Here is a 20,604-nt window from a genome sequence, read left to right as displayed (position 1 = left end):
AATATATAATGAGCAGATCACATGGAAACGGTTCAACCTGAAGTTACAAGAATAGAAAAAGATTTATTGGGAAGTAAAGAAGTTCCTATAAACAGTTATTATGGTATTCATACAATTCGAGCTTTAGAAAATTTTAATATTTCTAAACATACCGTCGGTGAACAAAGCTTTTTTATCCGCGCTTTGGCTCAGGTCAAAAAGGCCTCGGCACAAACCAATTTGCAATTTAATAAGATCTCTGAAGAAATCAGTGTAGCGATTCAAAAAGCAAGTGATGAACTGATTGAAAATCCGCAAAATTGGAAAGATGCATTTCCATCAGATGTATACCAAGGTGGTGCAGGTACATCGATTAATATGAATACCAATGAAGTCATTGCCAATATCGCATTAGAGTCTTTAGGTTATGCGAAAGGACGTTATGACATCATTCATCCAAATGACCATGTCAATAAATCTCAATCGACCAATGATGTCTATCCCACCGCATTACGTTTAGCAACTTACTATTCACTGGATTTGTTATTTGAAAAAATCAATAATTTGATTAGTTCACTGACATTAAAATCTGCTGAGTTTCAGTATGTGTTAAAAATGGGACGGACCCAGTTACAAGATGCTGTCCCAATGACATTAGGACAAGAGTTTCATGCCTTTGCAACATTACTCAAAGAAGATGTGCGTTTAATTAAAAAAACCCGTGAACTTTTATTAGAAATTAATTTAGGCGCTACTGCGATTGGTACAGGCGTAAATACACCACATGGTTATGCTGCTCAGGTCAATGAAAATTTAAAAGCCTTAACAGGTTTAAACTTAATTGGTGCAGAAGACTATGTTGAAGCGACCAGTGACTGCGGTGTATTTATTATCCTTTCAAGCACCTTAAAACGTTTGGCTGTAAAACTCTCTAAAATCTGTAATGACTTACGTCTATTAAGTTCTGGCCCAAGAACAGGTTTATGGGAAATTCGCTTACCTGAATTACAAGCTGGTTCATCGATTATGCCAGCGAAAGTCAATCCTGTGATCCCAGAAGTCGTCAATCAAGTTGCATTTAAAGTGATTGGTAATGATTTAACCATTACCTTTGCAGCAGAAGCGGGCCAATTACAGTTAAATGTGATGGAGCCTGTGATTGCACTTACCATGAATGAATCAATTGAGTTACTGATCAATGCGATTCAAACCTTGGATGAGAAGTGTATTCAAGGTGTGGTTGCCAATGAAAAAACCTGTTTTGATGCTGTAATGCGTAGTGTCGGAATTATTACCTTACTTGATCCAATTTTAGGTCATGCGAAGTGTGATGAAATTGGGAAGCAATGTATTGCTGAAAATAAAACCATTCAAGAGGTTGTACTTGAACAAGGTTTATTGAGCCAAGAACGTCTAGATGAAATTTTCTCTTTTGAAAATATGATTTCAGAAATTGCAGTACAGCCATATGAAGAAATCGGTAAAGCTGGCTAAGTGTTTAAACTGCACTTGTTGATCTATGTATAAAAACTTTGATAAATACAGCATTTCGATGCTGTATTTTTATGCATGGTAAAAAAAGTAAAGTTTCTTTATAATTCAACAAAATTTAAAATCACCAACAAAAGTCAATAATCTATGAATAATAAACATTTAATTCTCGCCTTAAGCTTGGTACTTCTTTCTGGATGTGCGAAAAAATCGGAAGAAGCTGCTGAAAGTTCTGCGTCTGCTCCAGATACACAAGTCGTTGCTCAGGATGCTGCACAAGCGGCTGATGCCGCAGAAAAAAGTGCTGAACAAGCTACTGAAAATTCTGTTGATACCACACCTGTGACTGAACAAAAACCTGAAACTATTTTAAGTACCGATGTCAGTCAAGCAGAAAAAGCACGTCGTATGGTGCGTGAAGCTCAGGTTAATTTTACCGCCAAAGATGTGGTTAAAACTGCTTTAGAAATTGATAAGCTCACTTTTCAAGCGGGTGGCTTTATAGAGCAGAAAAATATCAGTTTTGATGTACTCGATGTAAAAACACAAAAAATTGCGGATGGTAAAATCCGAGTTTTTGAAAAAGTTGATCCGCATGCGGAGATCATTGTCAGAGTACCGAGTGATAAAGCCGCGTTATATGTCAATCAGTTATTGCCTTTGATGTACTTTTTAAATCAACAACAATATTCTGCAAAGCGGTTTGAGTTAAAGCTTTTAGAAGAAAAAATTGGACAAACTCAAACTGTACCTAGTGATACCAAACAATCACAGCTGAATGAAATTTCCCGTTTAACCCAACTTGAAGTTCAAGATCGGGTGCGTTTTAGCACGATTAGTATTGCCATTAAACAACCCGCGATGGTGAGAGAAAGTCTGGATGTTGATGTTGCTGCTGTGGCACGCTTAAACGGTGATAGTTTTTGGAAGCGTGCTTGGGAAGGTGTTCAATATGGCTGGCAATTTATTTTGGATTTATTGGTTATTTTAGTCACCATTTGGCCACTTTATTTACTGGTATTTCTTGGCTTGATTATTTATCGAGTGATTAAGCCTGTAATGAATAAATTATTTAATGATTCTTCATCAACTAAACCTTCTAAAGATGTGAAAAAAGATCAGAGTAATTCTACAGATGACAATGCATGATTTTACTTAGTGCTATGCTGTAATTTTTAAAGCCAGTGCAATTGCACTGGCTTTTTAATGTGTTGTCAGTTTTTCAAAAAGCTGTTGCATTCCTTCAGTCGCACTCATTTTTAAACATTGGTATTGTTGGGGAACACGCTCATAACTGGCTTGCGGGTCAATATAATAGGCATCACAGTGTTCTGGAATCTCGTGAATCAAACCTGCCACAGGGTAGACGGTTAATGTCGAGCCAATAACAATAAAAATATCAGCATCACGGATCATCTGTACTGCTTCTTCATACGTAGGAACCGCTTCACCAAACCAAACTACATGAGGTCGAAGTGGAAACCCTTCAGGACATTTATGTTGTTCTAGGTCCAATTGCCAACCATCTATAGGATAAAACTCATTTGTGTACTGCGCATTGGGTTTAGAACTTTTAGCAAGGCGGATATTGCCATGTAAATGAATAACCTGTTGGCTTCCTGCACGTTCATGCAGATCATCAATATTTTGAGTAATTACAATGACATTAAAATATTGTTCGAGTTGAGCAATGATATCGTGTGCTTGATTGGGCTGAGCATTGAGAATATGTTGACGTCGTTCATTGTAAAAACGTTGCACCAAGGCAGGGTTACGCCGCCAAGCTTCAGGTGTAGCCACCTCTTGAATATCTACAGATTGCTTTTACAAAAAAAACAAAAAAGATAACAAATAAAAATATGGACAAATCTTGTACTAAAAAATATCTCAATTGATTGAGAAAATTATGAACTAACACTCACCATGAATTCAATCGCAAATAAGTTTATAAATGGTGAATTTGATATTGAAGAGACAATGAAACAGATGATGAATCATCCAAACAGTATGAAAAGTCCTAAGTTCTAGTTACATTCAAGTGAATATATGCTGAAAGTATGTTCTTAGCTTATAATTTGTAGTAGCTCCCCATATGTATATCTATAATTCATATATTTAATTAACTATTAAAATTTCTTCTTTTTATCATTTTATCTAACTAAAAGGTATCTACAAAATTAGTGGCTATTCAATTCTCGTTTTTTCAAGGAAGCTAGAATATAGTTTTGTGCACATCCTTGTTTAATGTACCGCCTATTTCTGTTCCTAACATACCACTACGACTATTAGCAATCTTTTTAAATAATATTGGGCTTCAATGGGATAGGCTAAGATAAAGTGCGCTTGGTTTTCAAAAAGTTTTCATCTGATGAAATTAATTGCTTGGTTGAAATTACTAACAATCTGTTATACAAATAAGGCTCAAACAAGTAAGTTCAACGATAATGAGGATAAATCAAAGTAACAAATGGGAAAATACAAATATTTTAAAATAAAAACGATTAAAGACGAGGATGGTGAAGACTGGGATGTTTATGAAGAACAAAAATCTTCAGCAGGAATTATGATTTATCAGGGATGGCCCTATGCCTTAACTCCAAGAGATGGCATAGGTGGTACGTTTTCATTTATCTTAACGTCCGAAATTGCAGAATTTCTTAAGATACATTCGATTACTGAGTCTGAACAGCAACTTGGTTTAAGTAATGGTATTGTTGCTAAATTCAGACGGAGGCTTAACATTCAAAACAAAGTTATCTATCGCAATGATCAATGGCTTTTAGAGCATCAAGATGAGCTTTTGAATGATAGCCTACAAACACTAAAAGCAAAATATGGCTTAAAACGCAGTCAGGTGTACCAACATAAAAAATGGTTGGCAGATCTCATCAGTATTCCTATACGAAAGAAAACAAGAAAAAAAGAATCTGAAATTTTACAAGAACAGTGGTTTATTGAAAATAAATCAAAAATGGTTGATATGACTATAAATGAAATTGCAGCAACTTTTGATATAAGCACTTTTCTTGCCAAGAAATTTTATAACCGTATACGAAGTGAATTAGGTGAGTTGAGTTTCTCTGAGCAATTCAAAGAGAATAAAAGGACTCAACATCAATGGCTACTTGATCACCAAGATCAATTATTAAATCACAGTAAATCTATTGCGGAATTGGCTTTACACTTTCAAAAAACAGAAGGGCAAATCCGAAGAGCCAGAGCCAAATTACGAGAAATTTTAAAAACGCCAAAAGTGAAAGACCAAAACCAAGCTTGGTTACTTGAAAATAAAGAGCTTTTACAAGACTCTACGCTGATAAAAGAAGAGTTAGCACAAAAATTGGGTATTGAACCTAAACAAGTCTTTAGAAAAAAGGGACAGTTAAAGAAGTTGTTGAAACTACCTCATCATAATGATTTGGTTAAAGCGTGGCGTTTGGAGAATCAAAATATTTTACTTGACCTCCATTTAACTATAGCTGAAATTGCTCAAATACTTGATCGAAAAGAAAATTACATCATTAAAAATAGAATGATTTTAAGAAAATTTTTAGGTATCACTAAGCAAGACCAAAAAAATGAATGGGTACTTGATCATCGGCATGATTTAGAAACCCTCAGTATTGAGAAGCTCCAAGAGAGATATAATATTGGTCCGCATGTAGTAAAATTCTACAAAAAGCTTTTAATCGAATTGAAACAAAATGAAAACGAATAGTATTTGAGCATAAATATCTGTTCTGTTAATATTTCCCTATTAATAATAAGGTTATAAATAACAATGTTAGATAACATTTTTGGTATTTTAGATAAGTTAGGCTTAGGAACACAAAAACGTGCCATCAATGCACAATTTTCAAATTCACAACTCAATTCTCAAATCATGTTGCAACGCATTGATGGCTTTCATGGCATCAATGAGGGATTGTCAGCAGAACTGATCTGCCTATCAACGAATCCATTCATAGAGTTAAAACAATTCATAGGTTGCCAAGTCGCTATTGATCAGGTAACTGATTCAGGAAAGTTATTTAGAACGACTGGCATTATTACTGGTGCTTCACAGGGACAATCCGATGGTGCTTTGAGTCTTTATCGTTTAACCATGCAAGACCCAACAAGTTTATGGCATAAACGACGTAATAGTCGTGTGTTTATGAATAAGAATGTTATTGAAATTATTGAAGTAATTTTCAAAGAATGGCAATCGAAAAGTGCCTTATTTACTTCAAGCCTGAAATTAGACACCAGTGGCTTAACTAAGGCTTACGATATTCGCCCATTTTCAATGCAGTCGAACGAAAGTGATTATGTATATTTAACCCGATTAATGCGTGAAGAATCAATAAATTGGCTGATTGATGAGTCTAAATATATTGTTTCAAGTAGCAATGAAAGCATTGAACCGCAAAAGCTTAGATTAATTGATGATAATAATCAATTTAAAGCGATTGAACGCAGAACTATACGCTACCATCGTTCAAATGCGACAGAAAGATATGACAGCATCACCAGCTTTATCGCAGAACGTAGTCTACAGCCAACAGCTATCCATGTGCAACGCTGGCAACCTGATAGCTTAAGTCAAGAGGATGCTAGTGGTTCAGTGCTAAGTACACATAAACACAGTTCAAATCGAGACAATGAAAGCTTGAGCCTTGAACAAGCATGGAGTGTATCGCCCGCATGGATCAGTGATCTCAAAGATGAAGATCAAGCAACAAAATCAGGCAATAGCCAATTAGAAAAGCTCAACAAACAGCTGAACCAATATCAAGCCTTACAAGCCAAATACTTCACAGCACAAAGTAGTGTACGAGATACCCAAGTTGGGTATTGGTTTCAACTTGTTGATCATCCAGAACTTGAGAAAAATCATAGTTCGAATGATCGTGAGTTTTTGATACTGAATAAGCACTATTACAATCAAAATAACCTTCCTAAAGATATGAAGGACCAATTGGAAAAATTGCTTACACTCAGTCATTGGGAAATCAGTAAAGACAGCGAGCAAGAACGTCAAGCCAATGATTTAATGGTTGTACGTCGAAGTATTGTAGTTATTCCTGAATATGATCTACTACAACATCGGCCCACCGCTCATGTGCAACGTGCCAAAGTCACTACAGATGGTGAAGAAATCCATGTCGATGAATGGGGGCGTATTAAAGTCCGATTCTTATTTACCCGCTCAGATGATCATAGCCATGATGGTGGTGCAGGTTCCAATGATAATGATACAGATTCAGCGTGGGTAGATGTGCTTACCCCTTGGGCGGGGGAAGGTTATGGTGCTCGTTTTTTACCACGAAAAGACGAAATTGTGGTAATCGACTTCTTTGATGGCAATATTGACCGTCCATTTGTGACAGGGCGTATCCATGAAGCACAACGGAATCCGACTAAGTTCGATATTAAAGGAAAATTACCTGATACTAAAAAACTGAGTGGTATTCGATCAAAAGAAGTTTCAGGGGAAGGCTTTGGGCAGCTTAGATTTGATGATACAACTGGACAACTCAGTACACAGCTACAATCGAGCCATGGTGCTAGTCAGTTAAATTTGGGGAATTTAAGTCATCCTAAAGAAATGGCAGAAAGTGATGGCCGTGGTGAAGGGTTTGAGTTAAGGACGGATCAATGGGGTAGTATACGTGCGCCTAAAGGGATTCTGATCACAACGGAAAAAGATATTAACGCCAATGGAAATCAACTTGATCGTTCTAATTTACAACAGAATATTGAGAAATTTTTAGGTACAAATTCAGCAATAAAGGATGCAGCAAAAGGACACCAAACAACCGAACCTGAATTAGAACTTCAAGAATCTCTAAAAAGTGAACTGCCTAACTGGAATGAATCAGACACGACACCATACGTTGCAATTGATGCAAAAGATTCCATCATCCTTGATGCTGATAAAGGGATTGTCGCTCAAGCTAAAGCAAACATTGATATTAGTTCAGAACGTAATGTTCAAATTTTTTCAGGTCGAGGTTTCTTTGCCAGTGTTTTGGACAAAATTTCACTTTTTGCAAAAGCCGCTGGTATTAAAATTAAAGCTGGACAAGGACCAATAGAAATAGAAGCACAGGCTGATTCAATGAAAATTGCATCACAAGAACTGCTGCATGTTTATGCAATTAATGATTTCGTTAAAGTTGAAAGTGGTAAAGGAATTTTACTCGCTTCTGGTGGTGGTTATATCAAAATTGAAGGTGGCAATATAGATATTGTTTGCCCTGGGACAATGTCTTTAAAAGCTGGACAAATCAAGACGATGCCAGGTGCTACGATAGGATCTGATCTAGCTGCGATGCCAAAATTGCAAATGGAATATGACGAGCTTTTTGTATTGCGTAATAAAGCTGGTAAAGCAATGTCCAATATGAAATATAAAATAAAAACAGAAGATGGCAAAATGATTGAAGGGATAACCGATTCTCAAGGGAGAACAGAGAAGATTACTTCACTCACTATGACAAAAGCTGTTATTTCATTATTAGGATATGTAGATGAATAAAATATATGCTTCTTTATTATTAACTGCATGTGTATTCAATACGGACTATGCATCTGCACAATCAGGAATAAAAAATACTGGATATAACATGATAAAATTAGAAAAAACTAAAACTTATTGTATAGGGCGTTATGCTGTAGATATTCCTACAGAAGCTAATCCATTAAATAGATATGATCAATATGACTCTTTTATTATTAAAGTATCTGATAATGCTAAACGCCAAGATTTTGATGCGGCCATTCATAAAGTGAGAAAGGAATATTCTGAAGGCGATTGGTCTATAATTGAAGATCCTCAAGAACATAAAATAGAAGGTCGGGTCATTAAAACGCTTAAAGGGAAAACTTCAAAAGATAAAGGTGACCCCATTTCGGTCTTCGGTTTTGTACTTGATAAAAAGACCTTGTTTTTAATTGAGGGGAATCATAGTGATATGCCTAAATGGACTGAAGATAGTAATGAAGCTATGAAGCATTTAATTAATAATTTACGTTATCGCCCTGAACATGAAATTCCTAAAGAAATTGGCCAATGTATTTATAAAGGATTTATTAAAGATAATGATCAAAAATTTAGACACAGTAAACAAAAAATGGGCTTTGACTTTAAAAACTATCCAAGTGTGGTGTTACGTTTTGATAGTGAAACAAATTCAAAGGAAATTGCACAACTTATTCCTAGGATCGAAAGTAAGTTAAGCCAAGTTGGACAAAGTCAACGGCAAATGAATAAAGATAATATACGAAAAGGTGAAAAGAACACAGCACAGCTAAATGCTCAAGAGTGGATTTCTGTTGAGAAAATGAAGGGTAAGAACGGAATTAGCGCATTATGGGAACATACAGGAACTGCACGTAATAATAAAGATCCTTTAATTGGTTTAGAGGTGGATACATCATATTCATCTTCCGGGAATAAGACTAGTAGCTTAGAGCAAGCTGATGCTTTAAAGCTGTATGAATCGATTATAAAAACAATTCGTAAATTTTGAGAAGAATAATGTCAAATAATGTACATCGTCATGAAGCATATGAAACAATTCATCAATCAGGAAAGACTTCCTATGTTTCACAGACAACACCAAATAGTGTTAATACTGAGTGTGAAATCCCTGCTCCTGTCAAATATGTGGTACCGATTATTTTTATCCCAGGGATTATGGGGTCAAATATCAAAGATACCAATAAAAAGAAAGTTTGGTACCCAGGTGTTTCTACCCTAATTGAATATAGTAAAAGAGATGCGAAAGAACGACAAATTGACCTAAACCCGAAAACGACCGAAGTAGGTTATGATGGTGATATTAAAATAAATAAAAAGAAAGCTCCTCATATGACTGAAGAAATTGCTAGAGCGCGAGGCTGGGGTTCAGTAATAACAATAGGCTATTCCAAAGTGTTAATCTATTTGGAAAGCCAATTAAATAACCCATTTAAAAGTGTAAAAGAGCAAAAGGAAGATAAATTTAACGGCACGGATGAATGGGCGAAAATTGTACAGCCTGGAAATAAGGAAACAAAAAAAGTATTCAAAAATTGGTCGAGTAGCAAAACAATAGAGTTATTAAGTTTAGAACAACATGAAGAACTTGCGGATTATGCATTTCCTGTATTTGCCTGTGGTTACAATTGGCTAGATACCAATTTAAGCTCTGCTGATAAAGTTGCAGATCGCCTCAATAATGAAGTTATGGCGCAAATTAAAAAAGAATTTCCTAATGCTAAATTTAAAAAATTCATTATTGTAACCCATTCGATGGGTGGACTGGTAACACGTGCATTGATTCAAAATGAAAAGGTTAAAGATAAAATTGCTGGGGTAGTACATGGGGTGATGCCAGCCAGCGGTGCGCCAGCAGTTTATCAACGTTTAACCGTAGGCTGGGATGGTTGGAAGGCCTCGACAGGATTATTGAATAGTATAAAAGCTTGGGCGACTAAATTTATGTTTGGGGATACCTCTGAACGACTTACTGCTACATTGGCAAGTGCACCTGGTGGCTTGGAATTATTGCCATTTGCTAATTATTCAAATGCTGTAGATTTCCCAAAAAACCCTAAAGCGTGGATGTTAATCAAAGCAAAAACACCTACAGGTGAAATTACAGCTTCACTACCACAAACCATTGATCCTTATACTGAAATTTACAAAAGAAAAGATAGTTGGTGGGCATTAATGAATCCTGAGTTTATTGATCCTGCTGGATTACTTGCTATAGAGGCCCAAGAGAAAAAATTAGAAAGTATTTTTGATGTTTATAAACTAACTGTTAATAAAGTAAAAAAATTACATGATCATATTATTGACACTTATCATACTAATACCTATGCACATTACGGAGCAGATGAAGACCATCAATCTTTTGGTCAAGTGGTCTGGCGTTGTAAGGAAGTGTTAAACATTCGCTCAGAAAATGAATTGATTGAACTCATAAGCTTGTATGGCAAGAAAAAATTAATTGAGTTTCCAGATATAAAAGATCGAAGTGACATCAAAGAAGGTGATATAAATAGCATTCCCGAAAATGATGCAGATTTAACCATTAAAGGGACGAAAATGCACAATTTACAAGATAATGCTTATAAGGAGGATGGTGTAAGAGAAATTTTATTAGATGAAAAATCAAGAATATCTAAAACTAATAAAGCAACATTCTATTTAGATTTAAAACCAACCTCACGTGGTGATGGTACTGTATGTTATCAATCTGGACAGGATGTTCGAGCAAGTACTAGAACTCTAAAAGAGACATTTGTTATTAATGGGTATGAACATTCTGCTAGCTATGATAATGCGGATGTTCAATTAAATACAATATATTGCATTGCAAATATTGTTGATATAATCAAGAAGTCCTGTTAGTGGCAACGTAAATATTTAGAACTTTCATGAATTTATAGACTAAATCAAATAAGCATCTTGCCTATAGTAGTTCAAAGTATGTACTTCTTAATCAAGTTGCTTTTTTTGTGATTAGACTAAATTGAACGCTAGTATTAATGGAATGACATAGAGCCCGATAAGTCAAATTGGACTCTATAAAAATTCCTCAAATATATTTTTCACTCAGAGTAAACTAGATATGCTGTGCGGAAATTACCTATAGTGTCGAATAATACTGAATATCCCAAATGAAAGCTATCAAACGCGATACATATGTTCAAAAATGGTTTGGCATCCACTAATAAAAATTGGTGTAAGGATAAAAAAAACTTTAAATATAATTCCATTTTTCATCTTTTATGATTCCTACAAATAATTATACTATGGGGAAAGTCCTCCTTCAAAGCAATAGTGTTAACAAAAAATTATCTACAAAAGTCTGTTTTTACTTGATCATTACAGACTGTTAAACAAAGTAAATAAGATTTGTGATAGACATATACGTATAAGTGGCATAACTATTGAGTGGAATACGCAATTAATTTACATGCAATTATATTTCAATAAAAATTGAACGTTTTTTTGAGAAGTATTATTCATCTAGAGCCTGTAAATTATTTTCTGTACGTTTCTGCTAGTCTAGAGTTTTTTAACTTGCGTGGTACGTTAGGAATAGGAATGGCTGGTACACAACGAACAAGGATAGTTGGTCGGTTTATCCAGTATTTTGCAGTTTTGTGAAGAAAACTATATTTATTTGAATTATCCAACTCTATAACTAGAATAGACTAGGATATTTGAAACAATGATATGTAATTATTAGATTGAATCAGAGCCTCTTTTAAGATTATCTGATAGTAATTATGACCTTTATGTTGCTTGTCTGAACTACAAGTATCTAAAATAGTTTGCTGAATAGTTGGTAATGATATTCCATTATTTAATGAAGCTTGGATAGAGTTGGTTAACTCTATAACAACATCACTAGATTTATTTTTAAATCTTTGAAATAAATATAATTCTGTATAGTGTGAATTTATAATTGTATAAAATGGAATCGGAGTGTTATTAACATTATTAACTTTGAAATTTATGTCAATATTATTTAAAGAAATAACATTAAGTTCGACAAATAAATATTGATTATTAGGAAGTAAATCAATATACAGATTAAGAAAAATATGTTGGTTATTGTTAATCCATCGAACAAGTTTTTTTGAATTACACTCAGTACAAGAAGGGATCAAGTTGCTGGGATGCACTGAAAATTCAGGAAATAAATCTTTAGGGACAAAGTGATCTAAGCTATTAACAGTACAATATTGGCAAGTAGCTTGATAAGTTGAAGATATATCAGTTGAGATCTGGCGCCTAAATTTTGTCAGTACACTATTTTTATATGAATATAAACTTAAAAGATCAGCTTCTTCTATAGTAGATAAAAATAGCTTAGTAAGTGATGGTAATGTATTAGTACTAAGTTTGCTATCGTAGTTAGAATATGTAGGATCAACTTTGGTGATCAAATTTAGAAGCCTATTTTTTCGATCTGAGTCATCTGCTGTGTTTCTTTTGGAAGAGACAACTAGACGCATAAAATCAATGGAGCTTAAAGAGAGATTATTTTTTAAGTTTTTCATCGAAAAGGCTTTTTAAATATAAATTGACATTTAAACTAAATTCAGTATCTGGTGATTGAATTTCTTGTAAAATTCTATCGTAAGATAACCCTGAAGAAACTAATTTTTTGAGTTGAATTTTAAAATAATCTGGAACATCTCTATTACCAAAAATCTCATTCGTGATTACTGTTAAATTTTCATCAAAAGTTTCCGAATTTGGTTTTCTAACGTATAGATTATTTTGCTCCTTTTCCAATATATAAACATTTTTAGCTAACATCTCTTGTACTACTAATGGAGAGTGAGTGGCAATTAGACAAAATGATTCAAATTCCTGTGTGAGTGTATAAAGTGTATTTGTTAGTTGTGAAATAGTATTAGGATGTAAATGAGTTTCAGGTTCATCATATATAATCAAACTATCGTATCTGATATTTTTTATAATTTCGGTGATAATATTAAGTAAAATATTCTGTCCTGAGCTAAGAATTTTTAATGTATCACTAATTTTCGTTAAATTAATATTTCTAATCTGAGAATCATTTTCTGATATTAAGTTTTGAACAATTTCTTCATCTAAAAATGTAGAAATGGTTTTTAACTATTTTTTTGTGCGATTAGCTTCTTGAACTTTTCTACATGATTGAATTAACCGAGTAGTCAAATCTTCTTTTGTTAGCAATTTCCCACTATCATCTCTCAAGCTACAACTTATATAGTTAAAGTCAAAGTCGGGTTTAGGTAGAGTAAAATTATCAAAAATACTATAAGATACAGCGATAATTTTCCCAAATTGAGGTAGCTTGGGATAAAAAAATTCTTGATTTTTTGTGATAATTCAAGGGGAAGTTTAGAAAGTAGCTGAGTTTTTCCACATCCATTTTTACCAATAAGTGTTATTATTCGATTAGATATCCAAGAATTCTCATCAAAGTCAAATTCTATATCTGTAAATTTTTCATCATATTTGGGTTTAAATTTAAAAGTAAATTTATATAAATTTTCTAGGTCATACTTATTTATTTCTAATTTTGCACGACGTATAAGTCGCTCTTGTTCGTTATCTCTTATAATTGAATTTTTAAAATTATCATCATTTTCAAAAAACTCTAAAGTATCATGAAAAAAAGAACAATCTTTTAAAGCTCTTAATTTTGAGTAAAATAAGTCACCAAATGTTTTTTTCAGGTTTTCATAATAAGATATATCCTCACCAATTGAACAGTAATCATCTAACTCAGTAAATGTATTTGGAATTACTTGTATTGAAATCATTTTTTTTGATAATTTTTAGGCGACCAATATGTACTTTATTATCATTTTCTGGAAAGTAATCTAAGAAAAAATTTGAATAGTTCCTAAAATTATTAAAATTTATATTGCTTAGAATAAAACAAGGGTAACCTATTTTTTGATAATTAATAGTAGAGTTGTCTACATGAAATAGTATTTTTTTTGGGGAATGTTTCTTATATAATCGCTGCATTCACTGTTTTGAAATAATCTATAAATGGATAATTTTGTGGTAGGTTCGTAATCCCATACCTGAAAAATCAGATTATCTTTTTTAGTTAAATCTTCAATCAAGTTACAATATTCAATTATTTCTTCGTTTGAAATTCTTACTTCAGGTGAAATAATTTTTGTAATAAATTTTATGAAATTATCGTTATCATTAGTAAAATCAAACTTAATTTTAAGTAGCTCATTATTGTCCCAATCATTGTTATTGACATAGTGTTGATAGAAATCTTCGTATGCAGTGGGATACTGCCCTTTTCTATGATCTGTTGTTGGTAAAGATCTTAAATTTAAGATAGAGTCAAAAAATTCTAAGACCTCAATATCACTTAATTTTCCAAATAAATTTTCTTTAGAAATTAAGGAATTAATTATATCTTTTTTTGTTGTTAATGAGATCTCAAACATATGTATGGCATAAAATTTAATTTGAATGAATACTAACTCATTATGCTTTAGAAAAAAATAGGTACAATTTTTAAGTTCATAAATTTACAGGAGAATTTTGTTACTTATGGGCTTGTTTGTTCGGAAACGTAGAAATTTGTTGGAAGTTGATAAGAAAGAACCGTTATACTTCGATCATTTCGAATATTTTTTATAAAAATCAAATGTACTAGAAATAAGTCAAAATGGAACAGCATGGAAACACGTGATATTGTCAATGCCCCTGAAGTGAAAAAAACAATTGTAGAGCGTAGTCAACGCCGTAAAGATGATCCAGAAATTACTCAGTGGTTTGAAAAAAAATTCTTTGAATATGTGATTAAACAATTCAATCCAGTTTTTCATGTAAATTCGGTCTCTGCTTGGAAAATTTGTCAACTTCCACAGCCTATTCCTACATGGTTTTTGAAAAAGCTTGAACAACAGCCAGAACATCAGATGTTGTATGTTGATCCTTTACATGAACAGATTTTGGAACTGGAAAAGCCCATTTTAGAGTTTTTTAATTCGCGTTTAAAAAGCAATTTAAAAGGCAAATTCATGAAAATGACCTATGAGCAAGTGTTAGACGCTTGGCATAAAGATCATGAAGCAATGAAAAAGCGTTTAGAAAAAGGGCAATGGGACAGCAGTGAGCAGGCAATTGATGAAGTTTTAACTGTAAATACAGGCAAGTTTATTGAAATTACGGCAACAGGAATGTTGTTGCGTAAGGAAATGGCTTTTGAATCACGTTATATGCAGCACTGTTTAGGGCAGTTTAGCAACCTGATTGAATTGAAAGATGGCTATGGTGAATACTATGTAACGCAAAAAGAGCAGGGAATATTTCGTTATTTTAGCTTAAGGGATTCAAGCAATAAGCCACATGTTACCATCAGTTTAGAATGGGATGGTGAAGTGTGGTGTATTGAGCAGATTAAAGGTAAGCAGAATCAAGCACCAGTTAAAAAATATGCAGATGATGTCTTATTATTTTTAAATCATATTCTACCAAATAATAATCATAACCCAGATTGTTTAAGCATGGGGATCGTCTATGAACCTGAGATAAATGAGGGTTCAACGGATCATGTCAATCAAGCCTTGTATTTCTATTTTCATGAATTGGATGATCCTTGTAAAATTGAAACGTTATTGATGAAAAATCAACATTTATTGGAACAATATGATCATCAAACCCATGTGATTCAGCATCTTTTGCTGGGACTAAATCGTCCAGAACATATCAGGCACCCATCAGAAAAATATATAGAAGAGATCGTTGCTTATACAAATCAACAGCAAGCTGAGAAAAAATTTGATTTAAAGGTTGAGTTAAGTCAAGCAAAGTCAAACAAATCGCTGTGGAGCGTGATCTTTAAGCCTTATTTCTGGTTGATTCAGACTTTATATGAATTAAGCAAGATTCCATTGCTGGGCTGGATGATTAAAATTATCGTCTATATCATTGCCTTGCCTTGGGTGTTGTTAAATTTAAAGCAGGACAATCGTAAGCAATGGATGCTTGCAACTGGTGATCTGATTTATTTTCGTAATCATATTCAATGGTATCAGGTGGATAGCTTAACTTTAGCGCATTTTGAACAGCATCCAGAAATATATAAAAAACATTTAAATCAATTGTTAAATATCAAACAGAAAAAAGCAGGCTCTAAAGAGAAACAGATTCGTTATTTTTTAAATCAATATTTTCAAATCGCTCAATTAGAAAATCTTTATTCAAGTAGTGAATTTGGTACTGCAAGTTATTTAAGAGATATTTTGGTGTTTAACCATATTCAAAAAATATTTACTATACGGTTATTGGTGCAGTTCTATGAATTACAGGAATATGATGCATGGCAATATATTGTTGCTTCATCGAAGATTATTCAAGACTGTTGTTCTAGCTGGCAGGATATGGGCGAGAAATATGTCGCAGGGCGTGAGCTGTATTTGATGTTTAAACATTCAGATTTTGAAAATTATGATCGCTCTGCAAAGCAAGACTTACACTTATATCAATCCATATATCCAAATAATTGGTCACTTTATTCATGGAATATTGATTTATTCTCAACCCATAATAAAAACAAAGTACCTGAATGATGATTAAATCTGAATATACTCATGAAGTATTTCGTAAAGATATCCATTGTCCGCAAGGTTTATTGGAAAATAAAAACTATGCAGAATTGGAAAATTTTTTCAATGTGTTATGGCAAAGTCGAAGTCATAAATTGCCGCAGCTTTGGGAAAATGAATGGTTTGATCAGCCCAAACAAATGTTTAAGGACATATTCTTAAATCACGGCATAACAGCATTAAAACATATCAATGAATGGCATTTGGCTTTTCCAGAAAGCTTTTTCCCTTATATTGTTCGTGTGCGTTATTGGGCTTTTTGGGCAGCTGAATATCGTGGGCAAGAATGGTCAAGCAATGTTACAGATGAAATGTGGGATTGTGCAAGAGAGGCGCAAAAGCAGTTGTATGCTTCTGCAATGCAAGCTTTTGCATTTAGTGCGGAGACATGGACAATTGCACTGCATTTATTAAATTCGGCAGTTCACTTGGATGAACCTGAATGGTTTGCAGAGTGGATGCTTAAGCGTCGATATCCTTCAAATTTAGTCCATAAAATAAAACCTTCAGCCCAAGCAATGGCGCAAAAAAGTGGCTTAAATCAAGATTTAAAAATTGATTTACCCCAAGATGTGCCTCAACTTTTACAAAAATATCTAAATTTGAAAGAAGAAATTGATTTACCTCATGCAGATGCCGCCTTTTGGTTAAAAATATTTATAGAAGAATCAGGTTTTGGCTTGCTTGCAGTAAGAGATTATTGCTGGTATCTCTTACCACGATGGGGACACGATCATCAGGCCATAATTGATTTTGCTCAGTCGGATTGGTGTCAACATTTTAGCGAAATCGAAAAAAGTGAATTAAATTATATCGTGTGGTTTGATACGCTTGATACAAGTTTTGATAAAGATCAAACACTTGAAATAAAAAAATATATCCAAAAAGCCCAAGCAATCTTAAAACGCCCCTTAACGGAACGTAATCGAGCAGTCATCTATTTAAAATTGGCATATTTCTATTATCTGTTAGATGAAAATGATCCAAGAATTTTATCTTGTTATCAAAATGCTGCAGATTATCCTGTATTCGATGAGTATGAGCTTGATCGCGCAATTTATTTTTGGCGACATAATGCTCAAGATTCAGATTTTCTAGGCCGAATTGCATTGTCCAATCGGAAGCGTCTTGCCAGTGCTGCGGTTCTTTATGGTTTTCTATGTCAACATGGTTGGTCTAGTGTTGAAAAAAATCCATTGGTTGCTCAATCTTGGTATGAACAGGCAAAATTATTGGAAGCACCAAAAGCTTATCCTGAAGGGCGCTACTGTTGTTTTTTCCGTGTCGCAAACAATTTTGATGATGATCACGGCTATATTTTTATCATTGATTTATTACATCAAGGTGCAGATTTAGGTTTTGTATATTGTTGCTTTAGCGCGGGTTATATTCATTCTTTGGCTGAACATGCCTTATATGATGTGAATCAAGAATTGTATTATGCAAAAAAAGCAGCAGACCAAGGTCATTATATTGCCATGTATAATATGGGCATACACTATCTAAATTTAAGTATGGATGAAAACCAATCTCAACCTAAAGAATATTTAAAAAAGAGCTTAGGGTATTTTGAACAGAGCCGATTAGGCTTAGAGAAGTCGCAACAAGATCATCGTTATATTAATTCTGATTTGCTGAATGATCTGATTGATATTTATGTCACGCGCTTATTTAATTTTAGCTATTATCCTGAAATTGCAGAGCAAATGATTGCAGTTTTAAAAACAAAAGCACATAAACGCCATATTGCTGCAATGTGTGCGATAGCAAGACTACATTTTGATCTTAAAAATCGACCTCATTATTATGACTATGCTGAAGCAGTTAAGTGGTGTCAGGCGGCTTATCTACAAGATCCAGAGCATGACCTTGTTAAAGAGGTTTTATATGAAATCATGGGAAATACCAAGCGCAGTATCAAAAAGTATAACCAAACAATTGCCAATATTGCTGCTTCAGACATACCTGGACGCCAAGATGTTTTAATTTAGTTGATTTCTATTGATTTATTATTAACACATAAAGTCTAAGGATTTGATCCCTCTAAATTTAGAGTATCAAAATAAGGGCATAAAGCGCATGACATTTAGAAGGGTGAGCGGATTCTAATGTCATGATTTATTTTTAAATTATTCAATAAATTTGATTTGTTTAATGAAGTAAAAAGATTCATCTGCACTAGGACCAGCAACTCGATCTGCATTTTTTTCAAATTGAATATCTGCTTGGACCTTTTTTTCAATATATTCCTTTTTTAAAATTTGACCGCCTGTTTCTTCATCATGGTCAAACCATTGCCCGCACTTTTGATTGCAATATGCGTAAATGGTTTTACCTTGGGTATTTTTTAACAGCAAACCATTGTCATCAACACCACCGCCATTGGTCAGTATATAGTTTTGTGTTTTAGCATAGGCAAAATGACTGAATGAAATACAGGTAAGAACAAACAATATTTTTTTCATCTTTTCCTCAAGATTTAATAAGACTTTATTGTATATACGCGGATATTTTACAACAAAAGGCATGTATTAAAAGAAAAGGTCTGTAAAAACAGACCTTAAAATACTGAGCTTAATGATCATGGTGTAAATATTTTGGCTGTTTAGGGAGTTGCATACTACAGAAAAGACAAATAATCAGCATGACAATCACGTAAACAAAGAAGCTATTCTCATGACCGAGATCTTTTAACTTTAATGCAACAGCTGGAGCAGAACCACCAAAGATTGCATTACCGACTGCATAAGCAAAACCAACTCCCAAGGCTCGAATATGTGGCGGGAACATTTCTGCTTTAACTAAACCACTAATTGAAGTATAAAAACTGAGTAACATCATTAAGAAGATCAGTAATAATGTCACGATAAAAGCTGAACCACTAAAATACGGCATCGCAATGACCATGACAGGATAGATAAAAATGGCACAACTGCTACTAAAGAGCATCATTGAAGCACGACGACCGATTCGATCTGCCAGCATCCCAAACAAAGGTTGTGCACACATAAACACAAATAGGGCAATGGTCATCATATAGCCGACCGTTTTGTCGGCAAAACCAAGGCTGGTGATATAGGTTTTTGAATATACTGTGATGATATAAAAACACAATGAACCCGCAGAGGTATAACCAACGACAAGTAGGAAAGTATTCCAGTTCTTGCTGAGTAATTCTTTTAAACTGCCTGAACCTTCTTTTGCACTATCATCTTCAGATAAGGTTTCTTTTAAATGTCGACGCGCAAAGAATGAAAGAATGGCAACGACACCACCAATAACAAATGGAATACGCCAGCCACCGTCCATTAATTGTTCTTTAGACATAAGGGCCAACATAATCACGCCTAAAAGGCTTGCTAAAAGTTGTCCACCCGACAGTGTCACGTACTGAAAAGAGGAATAAAAACCGCGTTGACCTTTTAACGCAACCTCACTCATATAGGTTGCAACAGTACCATACTCACCACCTACTGAAAGTCCTTGCAACAGTCGTACAGCCAATAATAGAAATGGTGCTGCCATACCGACTTGATCATAAGTTGGGAGTGCTGCAAATAAAAATGAACTGATCGCCATTAAGGTAATAGAAATGATCATGGATTTTTTACGTCCATAGGTATCACCAATCCAGCCAAAGAGCCAACTGCCTATGGGCCGCATGAAAAAACTAGCAGCAAAGACGCCCCACACATAAATTGCTTTTGTGGAGTCATCCATATCTGGAGCGGTTAATGCGTGGGTAAAATAGGTTGCGAATGCTGCATAAATATAGAAATCAAACCATTCCACCAAGTTACCAGAAGCAGCCCCAACGATAGCCATGACACGATTACGTTTTTCATGTGGCTGATAAATATGTGTTTCAGTCATAAAATATCCTTATTATGCTGCTACGGTTTTTATGTCTTGAAAATGTGAAAAATCAAATTTTTTGCATTTCAAACTGTTTGGATTTTGCATTTTGATTTTAAGATTAAAAGATTATACAAATACGGTATTGGTACA

General features: G+C 34.0%; 14 protein-coding genes and 2 pseudogenes. 8 read left to right on the top strand and 8 right to left on the bottom strand.

Annotation, left to right across the window (positions count from 1 at the left end):
- Positions 1–21 precede the first annotated feature (21 nt).
- Together aspA and ASC84_RS02985 are read left to right on the top strand one after the other, a co-directional pair.
- On the top strand, positions 22–1,473 hold the full coding sequence (gene aspA, locus ASC84_RS02990; RefSeq protein ID WP_056511598.1) for an aspartate ammonia-lyase: 1,452 nt from the start codon (positions 22–24) through the stop codon (positions 1,471–1,473).
- 144 nt (positions 1,474–1,617) lie between these two features.
- Positions 1,618–2,619: a DUF4349 domain-containing protein gene (locus ASC84_RS02985; RefSeq protein WP_056511595.1), complete on the top strand. Its 1,002-nt coding sequence runs from the start codon at positions 1,618–1,620 to the stop codon at positions 2,617–2,619.
- A gap of 54 nt (positions 2,620–2,673) precedes the next feature.
- On the opposite strand, the pseudogene ASC84_RS02980 reads toward ASC84_RS02985, so the two are convergent.
- Positions 2,674–3,291: pseudogene (locus ASC84_RS02980) on the bottom strand (NAD-dependent deacetylase); the annotation flags it as partial.
- A 646-nt stretch (positions 3,292–3,937) separates the two neighbouring features.
- Here ASC84_RS02980 and ASC84_RS02975 point away from each other — a divergent pair.
- The 4 genes from ASC84_RS02975 to ASC84_RS02960 all read left to right on the top strand — a co-directional run bounded on the left by ASC84_RS02975 (position 3,938) and on the right by ASC84_RS02960 (position 10,858).
- Positions 3,938–5,188 (top strand): hypothetical protein, encoded by a 1,251-nt coding sequence (locus ASC84_RS02975; protein ID WP_056511592.1) that lies wholly within the window; start codon positions 3,938–3,940, stop codon positions 5,186–5,188.
- A 63-nt stretch (positions 5,189–5,251) separates the two neighbouring features.
- On the top strand, positions 5,252–7,993 hold the full coding sequence (locus ASC84_RS02970; RefSeq protein WP_056511589.1) for a type VI secretion system Vgr family protein: 2,742 nt from the start codon (positions 5,252–5,254) through the stop codon (positions 7,991–7,993).
- On the top strand, positions 7,986–8,987 hold the full coding sequence (locus ASC84_RS02965) for a T6SS immunity protein Tli4 family protein (RefSeq protein WP_056511586.1): 1,002 nt from the start codon (positions 7,986–7,988) through the stop codon (positions 8,985–8,987). Before ASC84_RS02970 ends, ASC84_RS02965 begins: the two co-directional genes overlap by 8 nt.
- An 8-nt stretch (positions 8,988–8,995) precedes the next feature.
- Positions 8,996–10,858, top strand: coding sequence for a triacylglycerol lipase (locus ASC84_RS02960; RefSeq protein WP_056511583.1), 1,863 nt, complete (start codon positions 8,996–8,998; stop codon positions 10,856–10,858).
- A gap of 809 nt (positions 10,859–11,667) precedes the next feature.
- On the opposite strand, the gene ASC84_RS02955 is transcribed toward ASC84_RS02960, so the two are convergent.
- The 5 genes and pseudogenes from ASC84_RS02955 to ASC84_RS02940 all read right to left on the bottom strand — a co-directional run bounded on the left by ASC84_RS02955 (position 11,668) and on the right by ASC84_RS02940 (position 14,430).
- Complete coding sequence (locus tag ASC84_RS02955; RefSeq protein ID WP_056511580.1) at positions 11,668–12,519, bottom strand: HNH endonuclease; 852 nt, start codon at positions 12,517–12,519, stop codon at positions 11,668–11,670.
- Positions 12,500–12,781, bottom strand: coding sequence for a hypothetical protein (locus ASC84_RS23130; protein WP_227515083.1), 282 nt, complete (start codon positions 12,779–12,781; stop codon positions 12,500–12,502). The genes ASC84_RS02955 and ASC84_RS23130 overlap by 20 nt, the downstream gene beginning before the upstream one ends.
- 18 nt (positions 12,782–12,799) lie before the next feature.
- Positions 12,800–13,069, bottom strand: a pseudogene (locus ASC84_RS23595) (AAA family ATPase); the annotation flags it as partial.
- A gap of 143 nt (positions 13,070–13,212) precedes the next feature.
- Entirely contained in the window at positions 13,213–13,776 is a 564-nt protein-coding gene (locus ASC84_RS02945) for a hypothetical protein (RefSeq protein WP_056511576.1), read from the bottom strand.
- A gap of 159 nt (positions 13,777–13,935) precedes the next feature.
- Entirely contained in the window at positions 13,936–14,430 is a 495-nt protein-coding gene (locus ASC84_RS02940; RefSeq protein WP_056511573.1) for a hypothetical protein, read from the bottom strand.
- Between the two features lie 234 nt (positions 14,431–14,664).
- Here ASC84_RS02940 and ASC84_RS02935 point away from each other — a divergent pair, with 234 nt between their 5' ends.
- Both ASC84_RS02935 and ASC84_RS02930 read left to right on the top strand, forming a co-directional pair.
- The gene (locus tag ASC84_RS02935) at positions 14,665–16,560 is read left to right on the top strand and encodes a DUF1266 domain-containing protein (protein ID WP_227515082.1); all 1,896 of its coding nucleotides are present in this window, start codon (positions 14,665–14,667) and stop codon (positions 16,558–16,560) included.
- Positions 16,557–18,587 (top strand): DUF4034 domain-containing protein, encoded by a 2,031-nt coding sequence (locus ASC84_RS02930; protein WP_227515081.1) that lies wholly within the window; start codon positions 16,557–16,559, stop codon positions 18,585–18,587. The genes ASC84_RS02935 and ASC84_RS02930 overlap by 4 nt, the downstream gene beginning before the upstream one ends.
- 138 nt (positions 18,588–18,725) lie before the next feature.
- On the opposite strand, the gene ASC84_RS02925 is transcribed toward ASC84_RS02930, so the two are convergent.
- The gene (locus ASC84_RS02925) at positions 18,726–19,061 is read right to left on the bottom strand and encodes a hypothetical protein (protein ID WP_004719884.1); all 336 of its coding nucleotides are present in this window, start codon (positions 19,059–19,061) and stop codon (positions 18,726–18,728) included.
- Positions 19,062–19,170: 109 nt separating this feature from the next.
- Complete coding sequence (locus tag ASC84_RS02920; RefSeq protein ID WP_004821900.1) at positions 19,171–20,469, bottom strand: MFS transporter; 1,299 nt, start codon at positions 20,467–20,469, stop codon at positions 19,171–19,173.
- Positions 20,470–20,604: the final 135 nt, after the last annotated feature.

Source organism: Acinetobacter sp. Root1280 (genome assembly GCF_001425285.1).
Lineage (GTDB): Bacteria > Pseudomonadota > Gammaproteobacteria > Pseudomonadales > Moraxellaceae > Acinetobacter > Acinetobacter guillouiae.
This window is presented reverse-complemented; position numbering and strand designations above follow the sequence as displayed.